At 66.6% G+C, this 12,361-nt stretch carries 13 protein-coding genes; 4 read left to right on the forward strand and 9 right to left on the reverse strand.

The annotated features are described in order from the left end of the window. Positions 1–89 precede the first annotated feature (89 nt). A complete protein-coding gene (locus KQ910_RS11940; protein WP_216960078.1) occupies positions 90–830 on the forward strand; it encodes a ribonuclease activity regulator RraA in 741 nt (246 codons plus the stop codon). A 19-nt stretch (positions 831–849) separates the two neighbouring features. On the opposite strand, the gene KQ910_RS11945 is transcribed toward KQ910_RS11940, so the two are convergent. From KQ910_RS11945 to KQ910_RS11955, 3 genes are all read right to left on the reverse strand, one after another. After that, positions 850–1,110: a hypothetical protein gene (locus KQ910_RS11945; protein ID WP_216960081.1), complete on the reverse strand. Its 261-nt coding sequence runs from the start codon at positions 1,108–1,110 to the stop codon at positions 850–852. Positions 1,111–1,193: 83 nt separating this feature from the next. Further along, positions 1,194–2,246 (reverse strand): glycosyltransferase family 4 protein, encoded by a 1,053-nt coding sequence (locus KQ910_RS11950; protein WP_229600390.1) that lies wholly within the window; start codon positions 2,244–2,246, stop codon positions 1,194–1,196. A gap of 4 nt (positions 2,247–2,250) precedes the next feature. After that, positions 2,251–3,066 (reverse strand): UDP-2,3-diacylglucosamine diphosphatase, encoded by an 816-nt coding sequence (locus KQ910_RS11955; protein WP_229600391.1) that lies wholly within the window; start codon positions 3,064–3,066, stop codon positions 2,251–2,253. Between the two features lie 122 nt (positions 3,067–3,188). Between KQ910_RS11955 and KQ910_RS11960 the strand changes: the two genes are divergently transcribed. Further along, positions 3,189–4,115: a diacylglycerol/lipid kinase family protein gene (locus KQ910_RS11960; protein WP_216960086.1), complete on the forward strand. Its 927-nt coding sequence runs from the start codon at positions 3,189–3,191 to the stop codon at positions 4,113–4,115. A gap of 11 nt (positions 4,116–4,126) precedes the next feature. On the opposite strand, the gene KQ910_RS11965 is transcribed toward KQ910_RS11960, so the two are convergent. The 6 genes from KQ910_RS11965 to KQ910_RS11990 all read right to left on the reverse strand — a co-directional run bounded on the left by KQ910_RS11965 (position 4,127) and on the right by KQ910_RS11990 (position 9,907). After that, positions 4,127–5,347, reverse strand: a complete 1,221-nt coding sequence (locus KQ910_RS11965; RefSeq protein ID WP_216960089.1) for a lytic murein transglycosylase — start codon at positions 5,345–5,347, stop codon at positions 4,127–4,129. Positions 5,348–5,360: 13 nt separating this feature from the next. After that, entirely contained in the window at positions 5,361–6,911 is a 1,551-nt protein-coding gene (locus tag KQ910_RS11970; RefSeq protein ID WP_216960092.1) for a TldD/PmbA family protein, read from the reverse strand. A gap of 16 nt (positions 6,912–6,927) precedes the next feature. Next, positions 6,928–7,251 carry a hypothetical protein gene (locus tag KQ910_RS11975; protein ID WP_216960095.1) on the reverse strand — a complete coding sequence of 108 codons (324 nt, stop codon included), beginning with the start codon at positions 7,249–7,251 and terminating at the stop codon, positions 6,928–6,930. A 21-nt stretch (positions 7,252–7,272) separates the two neighbouring features. Then, positions 7,273–7,515 carry a hypothetical protein gene (locus tag KQ910_RS11980; RefSeq protein WP_216960099.1) on the reverse strand — a complete coding sequence of 81 codons (243 nt, stop codon included), beginning with the start codon at positions 7,513–7,515 and terminating at the stop codon, positions 7,273–7,275. A 75-nt stretch (positions 7,516–7,590) separates the two neighbouring features. Then, positions 7,591–9,294 (reverse strand): 2-isopropylmalate synthase, encoded by a 1,704-nt coding sequence (leuA, locus tag KQ910_RS11985; protein WP_439653320.1) that lies wholly within the window; start codon positions 9,292–9,294, stop codon positions 7,591–7,593. A gap of 298 nt (positions 9,295–9,592) precedes the next feature. Beyond that, positions 9,593–9,907 carry a hypothetical protein gene (locus KQ910_RS11990; RefSeq protein ID WP_216960102.1) on the reverse strand — a complete coding sequence of 105 codons (315 nt, stop codon included), beginning with the start codon at positions 9,905–9,907 and terminating at the stop codon, positions 9,593–9,595. A 121-nt stretch (positions 9,908–10,028) separates the two neighbouring features. Here KQ910_RS11990 and KQ910_RS11995 point away from each other — a divergent pair, with 121 nt between their 5' ends. Both KQ910_RS11995 and KQ910_RS12000 read left to right on the forward strand, forming a co-directional pair. Further along, a complete protein-coding gene (locus KQ910_RS11995; RefSeq protein ID WP_216960105.1) occupies positions 10,029–11,231 on the forward strand; it encodes a CaiB/BaiF CoA transferase family protein in 1,203 nt (400 codons plus the stop codon). Between the two features lie 40 nt (positions 11,232–11,271). After that, positions 11,272–12,261: a Bug family tripartite tricarboxylate transporter substrate binding protein gene (locus KQ910_RS12000; RefSeq protein WP_216960108.1), complete on the forward strand. Its 990-nt coding sequence runs from the start codon at positions 11,272–11,274 to the stop codon at positions 12,259–12,261. Positions 12,262–12,361: the final 100 nt, after the last annotated feature.

Consider the following 12,361-nt stretch of genomic DNA (forward strand, 5'->3'; position numbering starts at 1 on the left):
CCGAGCGTAGCGAGGGATCCTTGATCTTCTGGATTCAAGAGAAGGATCCCTCGCTACGCTCGGGATGACACAGTGAGGGGAGAAGCACCGTGAGCAACAGCGAACCGCTGTCGGCCGAGACGATCAGGAACTTCATGTATGCGAGTACCGCTACCGTCTCGATGCAGATGTTGAAGCGCGGGTTTCGCAATGTCGCGGTAAACGGGGTGAAGCCGCTCAATCCGGCGGCGGCGCGGATCGTCGGGCCGGCCTATACGCTGCGCTACATTCCGAGCCGCGAGGATATCGACAAGGCGCCGAGCCCCAGCGATCCGCCGAATGCGCAGCGCACGGCGATCGAGGAATCGCCGGCGGGCTCGGTGCTGGTGATCGGGACCGAGGGCAACACGCGCTCCGGTACGCTGGGCGACATCCTGGCGCTGCGCCTCAAGGTGCGTGGGTTGGCGGGCGTGCTGAGCGACGGGGCGATGCGCGACTCTCCCGTCATCGGCAAATTCGACTTCCCGGTCTATTGCGCCGCGGCCGCCGCGCCGCCCAGCATGGCCAATCTTCGGCCGGTCGAGGTGCAGGTGCCGGTCGGCATCCGGGGCGTGCCGGTCTATCCTGGCGACGTGATCGTGGCCGACGAGGACGGCGCCATCGTCGTGCCGCGGCACCTTGCCGACGAGGTCGCGCGCGATTCCTTCGAGCAGGAGCGGCTGGAGAAGTTCGTCGCCATCCGCGTCGGACAGGGCCATCCGATCACCGGCACCTATCCGCCGAACGACGAGACGAAGAAGCTCTATCAGGCCTGGATCGCGGCCGGCGAACCGGCGGGCGGTGTTCCCTAGCCGGAGTACGTCCCGAGGATCAGCCGCCGCCCTTCTCGCAGACGAACGCCTTGAAGGTGATGATGTCGCTCGGGACACCCCTCTCCTTGCAGTAGGCCTCGAACTCTTCCGGTGTCACGGGCACCATCTTGATGGCGTGACGGCGGCTGCGCCAATCGGACATGCGGCTCATTTCCTTCAGATGCCAGTCGGCATAGGAGCTGAGCGGATAATGCTTCACGATGCGCTGCAGCGTCTCGTGGTCGGAAGCGGTCACCTTGGCGAAATACTGGATAGCCATGCCGGTCTGCCCTTGCGATGCGGACGCCGCAATTACCCTCCCACGGGCGGACCCGCAACCCGAATGACGCGGCGGAAAGGTGGCTAGGATGAGGCGGCGTCGGGCACGACCCGGTGGCGCAGCTTCTGCCAGTGACCGCGGGGAATGGGCTGCAGCGTTTCGAGGAACTGCCGCGCGCACTTCTCCCAGGTGAAGGTTTCGGCATGGCGGCGGCAATCCACCGCATCGAGCGACACGGCGGCGAGGCAGGCGGTGCGCAGATCGGGGTCGACGGCGCCCACCTTCGGGTCGGTGATCACGTCGAGCGGCCCCGGTACGGGATATCCGGCGACCGGCACGCCCGAGGCCAGGGCCTCGACCATCACCAGGCCGAACGTGTCGGTGAGGCTGGGAAAGACGAAACAATCGGCCTGCGCATAGCGATACGACAGCTCCTCGGTGTCCACCGAGCCGAAGAAGTGGACATCCGGATAGCGCCTCTGCAGCGACTTGAGCTGCGGGCCGCCGCCCACCACCCACTTGCTGCCCGGCAGGTCGAGATCGAGAAAGGCCTTGATGTTCTTTTCGATGGCGACGCGGCCGGCGTACAGCCAGATCGGCCGCGGGTCCTCGAGCTGTTCGCGTGGCTGCGGTCGGAAGGCGGCGATGTCGACGCCGCGCGACCATGGCACGAGATTGCGGAAGCCACGCGCCGCGAGCTCGTCGCGGATCGCCGGCGACACGACCAGCACGGCCGCCGACGGCGCATGGAAGCGGCGGACGAAGGCATAGCTCCACGAAAGCGGCGCGAGGATGCGGGCGCGGACATATTCGGGGAAGCGCGTGTGATAGGCGGTGGTGAAGGGAATTCCGCGACGCCGGCAGAAGGCGCGCGCGGCCCAGCCGAGCGGACCCTCCGTCACGAGATGGATGGCATCGGGCGCGAACAGCTTCAGCATGTGGCTGAGGCGCGCCGAGGGAAACAGGGAGAGACGGATCTCCGGATAGGTCGGACAGGGCAGGGTGCGAAAGCGGTCGGGCCCGAAGACCTCGACCTCGTGGCCTTCCGCCCGGAGGATGCGGGCCACCGTCTCGAGCGTGCGCACGACGCCGTTGATCTGGGGCCGCCAGGCGTCGGACACGATGGCAATGCGCAAGAGGCTACTCCGCGGCGAGCTGGACGGGCGCGAACGGCAGGCGCGAGGAGCGGCGCGCCACCTCCTCGGCCCAGTGCACGATGCGCAGGCGGCCGTTGAAATCCTCGACCAGCGCGGTGCAGCTTTCGACCCAGTCGCCGTCGTTGCAGTAGAGGATGCCGTCGATGGTGCGCATCTCGGCGTGGTGGATGTGACCGCACACGACTCCATCGACGCCGCGATGGCGGGCCTCGCTTGCAACCGCCTTCTCGTAGTCGGCGATGAACTGCACGGCGTTCTTCACGCGGTGTTTCAGGAAGGCCGAGAGCGACCAGTAGGGCAGGCCGAGCTTGCGGCGGCCCCAGTTGAAGAGGGTGTTGAGGCGCAGCGCGGCCGCATAGGCCCAATCGCCGAGGATCGCGAGCCAGCGGGCGTAGCGCACGATGCCGTCGAACTGGTCGCCGTGGATCACCAGCAGCCTGCGGCCGTCGGGCGTCTCGTGGATCGCCTCGTCCTGCACGCGCACGTCGCCGAAGGTGAGCTGGCAGTATTGCCGCGCGGCCTCGTCGTGGTTGCCGGGGATATAGACCACGTTGGTGCCCTTGCGGGCCTTGCGCATGATCTTCTGCACCACGTCGTTATGGCTCTGCGGCCAGTACCACCAGCGCTTGAGCCGCCAGCCGTCGACGATGTCGCCCACCAGATAGAGATGCTCGCTCTCATTGTGCCTGAGGAAGTCGAGCAGCAGGTCGGCCTGGCAGCCGCGCGTGCCGAGATGGATGTCGGACAGGAAGATCGCCCGGTGGCGCGCGGGCTGCGCATTTCGCTCGAGGGGGCTCATGGAAGCACGGTCATGTGGAAAAGAACTCGACCGACACAAAATCTGTCGTGCGCGATTGCACGGTACGCTTTGGATTGTGTAAGGGAGCCGTTGCGTGGAGGTGTCTCGGTTGTGACGTTTCGATGACATTCGCCCCTGTGATGCATTCGGTCCTTCTCATTCTCAACCCGACCGCGGGCCGGCGACGGCGCGGCCTGGTCGACGCAGTGGTGCGTTGCGTGCGTGACGCGGGCTGGACCGTCGATGTCGTGGAGACGCGGGCGGCGGGGGATGCACGGCATCTGGCCGAGACCTGCGATGCCACGCGCTACGGCGTCGTGGCCGTGGCCGGCGGCGACGGCACGATCAACGAAGTGGTGAACGGTCTCGCCGCACGTGCCGCCACCGCGCCGCCGCTCGCGCTCGTGCCGCTCGGCACCGCCAACGTGCTGGCGCATGAGCTGGGCCTTGGTTCCGGCGCCGCTTCACTGGCCGAGGCGATGATGGCCGGCCGGGAGGTACTGATGCATCCGGGCCAGGCGAGCGACGCAGGTGCGCCGCGCTGCTTTTCGCTGATGGCGGGCGCGGGCTTCGACGCCAAGGTCGTGGCCGGCGTCACCGCTCCGCTGAAGCGCCGCTGGGGCAAGGGTGCCTATGTCTGGCGTTCGCTGGTCGAGGCGCGGCGCTACCGGCCGGTCCGCTATGCCGTAGCGATCGACGGCGAGCGTTACGAGGCTGCGTCGGTGATCGTGACGCACGCGCGCCACTATGCCGGTCCCTATGTGGTGGCTCCCGCGGCATCGCTCGGCGAGCCGCTGTTGCATGTCTGCCTGTTCGAGCGCTGGGGCTGGATGCAGGCGCTGCGCTTTGGCGCGGCGCTCGTGCGCGGTGTGCTCCCCCGCACGTCAGGCTATCGCGTGGTTTCGGGCCATGAGGTCAGGATCTCGGTCCTGAACGATGCCGGCGAAAGCCGTCGCCAGCCGGTTCAGATCGATGGCGACGATGCCCTGTCCCTGCCAGTGACGATCCGCGTTTCGGCCGACGCCGTGCGGCTGCTGCGGCCTGCCTGACGGGAAGGCTTCTATCGCACTGCCTGGAGGCGGCGGATCGATTCCTGCGTCGGGTGGCCGTCGGCGGGCAGCGCCTGCTGCTGCTGGAACAGGCGCAGCGCCGAGCGGGTCTTGGGGCCGAGCAGCCCGTCGGTCTCGTCCTTGTAGAGGCCGAGCCTCGCCAGGCGGTTCTGCATGTCGATGACCGTGTCGCGCGAGATCGGCGCGTCGTCGGCCGGCGCGGACTGCTGCACCGGCGGGCCGCCCGCGATCTGGCGGGCGAGGATGCCGACCGAGAGCGCGTAGAGCGTCGAGCGGTTCCAGTTCATCACCGCCTTGAAGTTCGGATAGATGATGAAGGCCGGTCCGCGGAAGCCGGCGGGCAGCAGGATCGACGCCTCGGCGTCGACGGCCGGCAGCGCGCCGCCATTCATCTTCTTCACACCCATCGATGCCCATGCCTTGACGGGCTTCTCGACCGTGGTATCGGCCTGGTCGAGCGGGAAGCCCGGCGGCAGCATCACCTCTTCGCTCGACGGCAGGCTGGGCTTGAACCCGATGCCGCGCAAAAAGTTCGCGGCCGAGGCGAAGGCGTCGGGCAGGCTGTTCCAGATGTCGATCTTGCCGTTGCCGTCGCGATCGACCGCCCACTTGGTGAAGGTGGAGGGCATGAACTGCATGTTGCCCATCGCACCGGCCCACGAACCGCGCATCTGCTCGCTGGTCATGTGGTTGGTGTTGAGGATGCGCAGCGCCTGCACGGTTTCGTTGCTGAAGAAGGCGGTGCGCTTGGTCATGCAGGCGAGCGTCGCCACCGAGCGCACGACGCGGAAGTCGCCCATGTAGGTGCCGTAGTTGGTCTCGATGCCCCAGAAGGCCATCAGGTACTGCGGCGGGATGCCGTATTCGGCCTGGAGCTGGTCGAGCAGGGCGCGATGCTGCGCCATCTTCTGCTGGCCCTTCTGGATGCGGTCCAGCGACACGGTACCGCCGACATACTTCGCATAGGTCAGCGAGAATTCGGGCTGGCGATTGTCGAGGTCGACCACCTTCTGGTCGGGCGTCAGGCCCTGGAAGGCACGGTCGACCGTCGCGGCCGGCACGCCCTGCTTCAGCGCATCGGCCTTGATGTTGTTCAGGCAGTCGCGGAAGCCGCCATCCTGGGCTTGCGCGGGGCCGGCCGCGACAAGCGCGGTGCCGCAGAGAAGCGCCGTCGTTGCGGCGAGAATGCGTGCGTGAGGCATGAAGGTCATGCCCGGCACTTTATCACGAGCCGGCGACGGTCAGCCCTTCAATTCTTACGGTCGGCGCGTTGGTCGAGCTCTTGAATTCGAGGTCGTTGGCCGCCGTCATGTTCATGAACATGTCTTTCAGGTTACCGGCCACGGTGATGCCGCTCACCGGCCAGGCGAGCTTGCCATTCTCGATCCAGAAGCCCGAGGCGCCGCGGCTGTAGTCGCCGGTCACGCCGTTGACACCGAAGCCGATCATGTCGGTGATATAGAGTCCGCTCTTGATGTCGCCGATCAGCTCGGCGACCGAGAGCTTGCCCTTGTCGAGATAGAAGTTCGACGTGGTGGGCGAGGGCGGGCCTGAGACGCCGCGCGAAGCGTGGCCCGTGGGCTTGAGGTTGAGCTGGCGCGCGGCCGCGAGGTCGAGCAGCCAGGTGGTGAGCACGCCGTCGTCGATCACGGCGCGGCGCGACGTCGCCAGGCCCTCGGCATCGAATGGCCGGCTGCCCAGTCCGCGCTTGCGCAGCGGGTTGTCGAGGATGCGGATGCCCTCGGCGAACACGCGCTCGCCCATCTTGTCCTTGAGGAACGAGGTGCCGCGGGCCACGGCGCGGCCATTGATGGCGCCGGCGAGATGGCCGACCAGTCCGCCCGAGACGCGGCGGTCGTAGATCACCGGCACGCGCGCGCTCTGCGCCTTGCGGGGATTGAGGCGGCGCACCACGAACTTGCCGGCATTGCGGCCGACCTTGGCGGCCGACATCAGGTCCTCGAGATGGACGGCACTGGTCCATTCGTAGTCGCGCTCCATGCCGGTGCCTTCGCCGCCCAGCACCGAGCAGGAGAGCGAGAAGCCGCTGCGGCGATAACCGCCCGCGAAACCGTTGCTCGCGGCCAGCATCACCGAAGTGCGGCCCCAGCCGGCCTCGGCGCCCTCGGAATTGGTGACGCCCTTCACGGCGCGCGCAGCGTCCTCGGCCTCGGAGGCCATGGCGAGCAGCTTCTTCGCGGTCGGACGTGTCCGGTCGTCGAGATCGAGGTCGGGCCACGAGCGAGCCAGCAGTTCTTCCGGCGCGAGGCCGCAAACCGGGTCTTCCGGCACGGCACGCGCCATGTCGACGGCGCGGCTGGCCAGTTCCCGCAGCGAGGCGGGGTCGAAGTCGGTCGAGGAGACGAAGGCCTGGCGTTTGCCCACGAAGACGCGGAGCCCGAGATCGCGGCCCTCGCTGCTCTCCAGCTTCTCGCGCTTGCCCAGCCGCTGCGCCACCGAGATCGACTCGCCGTTGACGTAGAGCGCGTCGGCCGCGTCGGCGCCGTTGGCCTTCGCCCACTTCAGCAGGTCGCTCAGGAGATTGACGTCGACCGCGCCAGCGGGGTGCGTGTTCCGCGCGATCTTCGCGGCGGCTTTGACGGCAGGCTTGGCAACGGGTTTGCGCGCGGGCGACCTGGCCGGCTTCGGCGGCGGGCGTTTGGCTGTCTTCGGCGCTACCTTCTTCGACGCTACCTTCTTCACCACCTTTTTGGTGGCGGGCTTCGCCGGCTTTTTCGGAGAGGACTTGGGGGCGGTCTTTTTCGCTTTGGCCATGGGGCCGTTCTACGCGCTAACGGCCCGTGTCGTCGAGATAGTAGGAGAAGAACAACACGCCCGAGGCGGCGATACCGAGTGTCCAGAACAAGGCCCGCACGAAGTCGGCGAGCATCGCCCGGTCGGGCCATAGATGCGCCACCGCCTCGGCGCCGAACTGGTAGCCGAGTAGGCCGATCATCGTTCCGAGCATCAGCGAGATCGCGGCGTTCCAGAGGTGACGGACGCCGCGCATGACCGGCCCTTCCTGCCGCCGGTGAGGCGAACCAAGGCCCGATGGGTCGGTGATGTTGGAATTGGCGGCCGGCGGCGGCGCGGCGCCCGGGCGGACAGGGGACATGTCCGTACTATAGCAGGCGGATCAGTCGCCCGCGTAGCCGATGCCGGCCTCGGTCTCGTTGATGGCCGCGTTGACCAGGCTGATGGCGCGATCGCGATGGCCGCCCTTGTTGGGACGGGCCTGGATGAGTTCGGCGCGGGCGGCCTGCAGCGAGCTGAGGGCGGCCTGCATGTTGGGCTGGTTGGCGCCGGCAGCGCAGGCACCGATGACGGCGCCGATGACGAGGCTGACGGCGGAAATCTTCACGGACGAGCTGATCTTCATCGTTCACTCCAAAACAGAACGGGCGGGGAAATCCCCGCCCGTAATGCTAATCGTTCGCAACGTCTCGGCGCACGCCTATTTGGCGGCGGCGGCCCGGTTCGCGGCCGAAGTGACGGCCTTGAGCGAGGCGGCCACGATGTTGGAGTCCATGCCGACGCCCCACAGGACCTTGCCGTTGGCCGTCTCCGCCTCGATGAAGCTCACGGCCTGGGCGTCGGATCCGGCACCTGTGGCATGCTGGTGATAGTCGCGGACCCGGATCTGGATGCCGCAATTCTTGCCCAGCGCATCGACATAGCCCGCGATCGGGCCGTTGCCGCGGCCCGAGATGGTGGCCGGCTTGCCGTTGAAGGTCACCTTGGCATCGAGAAGACGCACGTCGGGATGGGCCGGGTCGGGCACGGTGGTGTGGCTGTCGAATGCCACCGGCGAGGTGTTCTCGAGATACTCCTTGCGGAACGTTTCCCAGATCAGCGCCGGCTGGATCTCCTTGCCGGTCTCGTCGGCGATCTGCTGGATGCGCTTGGAGAACTCGACCTGCAGGAGACGCGGCATGTCGATGCCGTAGTCGCTCTTCAGGATGTAGGCGATGCCGCCTTTGCCCGACTGGCTGTTGATGCGGATGATCGCCTCGTAGCTGCGGCCGAGATCGGCCGGATCGATCGGCAGGTAGGGCACTTCCCAGACCTTGCTGTTCGACGCGTCGAGCGCCTTGAAGCCCTTGTTGATCGCGTCCTGGTGGGAGCCCGAGAAGGCCGTGAACACCAGGTCGCCGCCATAGGGATGGCGCGGATGCACGGGGAGCTGGTTGCAGTATTCGACCGTCTGGCGGATCTCGTTGATGTTCGAGAAGTCGATCTCGGGATCGACGCCCTGCGTGAACATGTTGAGGCCCAAGGTCACCAGGTCGACGTTGCCGGTGCGCTCGCCGTTGCCGAACAGGCAGCCCTCGATGCGGTCGGCACCGGCCATGTAGCCGAGTTCCGCCGCCGCCACGCCCGTGCCGCGGTCGTTGTGCGGATGCAGGCTCAGGATGATCGAATCGCGATTCTTGAAGTTGCGATGGCACCACTCGATCTGGTCGGCATAGACGTTGGCCGACGACATCTCGACGGTGGCCGGCAGGTTGAAGATCATCTTCTTCTGCGGCGTCGGCTTGTAGATGTCGGCCACGGCGGCGCAGATGTCGCGCGCGAACTCGAGCTCGGTCCCGGTAAAGCTCTCGGGCGAGTATTCGAACACCCATTCGGTCTTCGGATCGGCATCGGCGAGCTGCTTGACCAGTTTCGCGCCCGACACGGCGATGTCGATGATGCCGGCATAGTCGAGGCCGAAGACGACGCGGCGCTGCAGGGTCGAGGTGGAGTTGTAGAGATGAACGATGGCGCGCTTGGCGCCGCGGCAGGCCTCGAAGGTGCGCTCGATCAGCTCGGGCCGGCTCTGCGTCAGCACCTGGATGGTCACGTCATCCGGGATCATCTTCTTCTCGATGAGTTCGCGCACGAAGTCGAAGTCGGTTTCGGACGCGGCCGGGAAGCCGACCTCGATCTCCTTGAAGCCCATGTCGCAGAGCAGCTTGAACATCCGCGTCTTGCGGTCGGAGTCCATCGGCTCGATCAGCGCCTGGTTGCCGTCGCGCAGGTCGACCGCGCACCAGATCGGCGGCTTGGTGATGACGGCGTTCGGCCACTTGCGGTCGGGGAGGGGCACGGGCTTGAAGGGCACGTACTTCTCCGCCGCGATCGGCATCATGGGCTTCTGGTAATTCTGGGATGACATGACGTAGCTCCTCGCGCCGCGCACGGCCGTATGGCTCAAACGAACACTGCGATGGATGAAGGGGATGCGGCGACTGGTTGGGTAAGAACAGGGACGAACGACAAGCGATCCGCAGGGCCCTTCCGGTTGTCCCGGTCGGGCGGCGGATCAGCCAATAAGTCGTAGCGTCGTCAGTCGCAGCATGATGGGCGCGACAATCGTTGATTTGCCCGCTTACGTCAACCGGGGGCGTCGTCCGAATTTTGCACGAGAGTCTTGCCCCTGGCCGAGCGCGCCAAGGGGAGGTCGAACGACGCGATCAACGCAGCGGGACGTCGATGCCGATGCTGAGGTTGCCGCCACGCGGGTAGGCCGGACCGTAGACGGGCGCGTAAGCCACCGGCGGGGCATAGACGGGGGCAGGGTAAACCACCACGGGGCGCGGGGCGTAGTAGACCGGGCGCGCGGGCTGCACGACGATGACTTCACCGCCATGGTAGTGATGATGATGCCTGTGCCCGCGACCCTTCTTCCAGTCGCCGGCCATCGCCGCGGAGGTGGTGAGCATCACGGCGCCCGCCACGGCGAGCGACCCGATCAGACGCGCGGTCAGACGCAGGGCCTCGATGTTCATTTTCCGGTCTCCTTTGCTGCAGGATGAAACGCCTGCAGGACAGCCATGTTGCCTGTGAATTCGCCCTTTGACGGTGACCAACTTGTGGTAAGCGGGACCTTCAAAGCGGGAGGAAATCAAGATGGCAGGTCCGTTGGACGGCGTTCGCATTCTCGACTGCACGACCGTCGTGCTGGGCCCCTGGGCGGCGCAGCAGTTGGGCGATCTCGGGGCGGACGTCATCAAGATCGAGCCGCCGGAAGGCGACACGACGCGCCAGCTCGGGCCGGCCCGCAATCCCGGCATGGCCGCCTTCTACCTCGGCTGCAATCGCTCCAAGCGTTCGATCGTTCTCGACCTCAAGCAGGAGTCCGGGCGCAAGGCGCTGTTCAAGCTCGCCGAGACCGCCGACGTGGTGATGCACAACTATCGCCCCGGTCCCGCCAAGCGGCTGGGCGTAGAGTACGAGGCGTTCGAGAAGATCAATCCTCGCCTCGTCTATCTCGCGACCTACGGCTACCGCGCCGCCGGACCGATGGGCGCGAAGGCGGCCTACGACGACATCATCCAGGCCGGTTCCGGCCTGGCCGCGCTGCAGACCGTCGTGGCGGGCGAGCCGCGCTTCCTGCCGACCATCGTGGCTGACAAGACCAGCTCGAACGGCGTCGTCTCGGCGCTGCTGGCGGCCCTGTTCGCGCGCGAGCGTACCGGCAAGGGCCAGGCGGTCGAGGTGCCGATGTACGAGACGCTGGTCTCTTTCGTGATGGTCGAGCATCTCTATGGCGAGACCTTCAAGCCGGCACTCGACACGGCGGGCTACAAGCGCGTGCTCAACAAGGAGCGCCGCCCCTACCCGTCGAAGGACGGCTACTTCGCGCTGCTGCCTTACACCGACAGTCACTGGCGTGAGTTCTGCACCCTCGTGGGTCGCGAGGACCTGGCGAGGGACGAGCGCTTCCAGGGCATGGCCAACCGCCTGAAGAACGTCGAGCAGTACTACTCGACCCTGGCGGGCCTGTGCGCTGAGCGCACCAATGCGGAGTGGGTCGAGCTGCTGAAGAACTCCAACGTCCCGCACGGTCCGGTGAACACGCTCGACGACCTGTTCGTCGATCCGCAGCTCGAGGCGACCGGCTTCTGGAAGGACGTCGACCATCCGACCGAAGGCAAGTTGCGCATGACCGACATTCCGCCGCGCTTCAGCAAGACCAAACCCGAGATCAAGCGCCTGCAGCCGCGGCTGGGCGAGCACAGCGTCGAGGTCCTGCAGGAGGCCGGCTTTACGCAGGGCGAGATCGACGCCATGCTCAAGTCGGGCACGACCAGGACGGCTCCTGCAACCTAAGCCGTCTCGACAACGAGTCGCCCCCGAGGGGGAGGCGACCATGATCGTGCGGGCAACGCGGCGTGACCTGTTGCGCTACGGCTCTCTGTCGGCGCTGGCGGCGGCATTGCCGGCGCCGGCCATCGCCCAGGCATGGCCCGCGAAGCCGATCAAAATCGTCTGCACCTATCCGGCCGGCGGGCTCACCGACATCTTCGCCCGTGCCTATGGCGAGTATGTCGCCGAGAAGACCGGCCAGCCGGTGATCGTCGAGAACAAGGCGGGCGCGGCCGGGGCGATCGGTGCGGAGATCGTCAAGCAGTCGCCGGCCGACGGCTACACGCTGATGTTCACCAATTCCACGACGATGGTGCAGAACAAGGCGCTGTTCAAGAAACTGCCCTACGATCCCGACAAGGACTTCGCCCTCGTCGCCTGGTTCAACACCGGCCATCTGCCGACCATGGTGAACAAGGACATCCCGGTGAAGAACGTCGCGGAGTTCGCCGCCTGGGCGCAGGGGAAGAAAGTCTCGCTCGCCACCTACGGTATCGGCTCCTTCGCGCACATCGTCACGGAGACGTTGAACCGGCATTACGGACTCAAGATGGAAGCCGTCCACTATCGCGGCGAATCGGCGATGTGGCAGGACGTGGCGTCCGGCGCCGTGCAGGGCGCCACCGGGAGCTACGCGTCGGGTTCCGCGGTTCTGCAGGCAGGCAGCGTCAAGCCGATCGCGGTGCCTACGATGGTGCGCATGAAGAAGCTTCCCGACGTCGCGACCTTCTACGAGCAGGGACTGACCGAGAAGGCGTTCCAGATCCGCGGCTGGGTCGGCTGCGCCGCGCCGGCCGGCACTCCGCCCGAAGTGGTGCAGAAACTGTCGGCGTTGATGGTCGAGGCCGGCAAGACCGAGCGCGTCCGGAAGATCAACGACACCTTCGCCATCGACGAGGGTGCCCGCGACGCCGCCTATTTCCGACAGGTCCTCGACCAGGAAGGCCCGGTGTCGATCGAGGTCCTCAAGACCCTGGGGATCGAGCCGCAGTAAAGGCAGCCTGCAAGGAGAGCGAAACGCTTACGGCACCGGGCCGGGGGCGGGCTTTACGCAGTGCGAAATGGCGGCCATGCTGCCGGGCAGGCGCGACCTG

Origin of the sequence: Reyranella humidisoli (genome assembly GCF_019039055.1) — a bacterium.
Lineage (GTDB): Bacteria > Pseudomonadota > Alphaproteobacteria > Reyranellales > Reyranellaceae > Reyranella > Reyranella humidisoli.

What these genes read in the sequence shown, in the direction of transcription:
- KQ910_RS11990 (WP_216960102.1), bottom strand. Translation starts at nt 9,907, where the DNA reads ATGAACATCGAGGCCCTGCGTCTGACCGCGCGTCTGATCGGGTCGCTC.
- KQ910_RS11955 (WP_229600391.1), bottom strand. Translation starts at nt 3,066, where the DNA reads ATGAGCCCCCTCGAGCGAAATGCGCAGCCCGCGCGCCACCGGGCGATC.
- KQ910_RS11995 (WP_216960105.1), top strand. Translation starts at nt 10,029, where the DNA reads ATGGCAGGTCCGTTGGACGGCGTTCGCATTCTCGACTGCACGACCGTC.
- KQ910_RS11975 (WP_216960095.1), bottom strand. Translation starts at nt 7,251, where the DNA reads ATGTCCCCTGTCCGCCCGGGCGCCGCGCCGCCGCCGGCCGCCAATTCC.
- KQ910_RS12000 (WP_216960108.1), top strand. Translation starts at nt 11,272, where the DNA reads ATGATCGTGCGGGCAACGCGGCGTGACCTGTTGCGCTACGGCTCTCTG.
- KQ910_RS11945 (WP_216960081.1), bottom strand. Translation starts at nt 1,110, where the DNA reads ATGGCTATCCAGTATTTCGCCAAGGTGACCGCTTCCGACCACGAGACG.
- KQ910_RS11960 (WP_216960086.1), top strand. Translation starts at nt 3,189, where the DNA reads ATGACATTCGCCCCTGTGATGCATTCGGTCCTTCTCATTCTCAACCCG.
- KQ910_RS11965 (WP_216960089.1), bottom strand. Translation starts at nt 5,347, where the DNA reads ATGACCTTCATGCCTCACGCACGCATTCTCGCCGCAACGACGGCGCTT.
- KQ910_RS11980 (WP_216960099.1), bottom strand. Translation starts at nt 7,515, where the DNA reads ATGAAGATCAGCTCGTCCGTGAAGATTTCCGCCGTCAGCCTCGTCATC.
- KQ910_RS11970 (WP_216960092.1), bottom strand. Translation starts at nt 6,911, where the DNA reads ATGGCCAAAGCGAAAAAGACCGCCCCCAAGTCCTCTCCGAAAAAGCCG.
- leuA (WP_439653320.1), bottom strand. Translation starts at nt 9,294, where the DNA reads ATGTCATCCCAGAATTACCAGAAGCCCATGATGCCGATCGCGGCGGAG.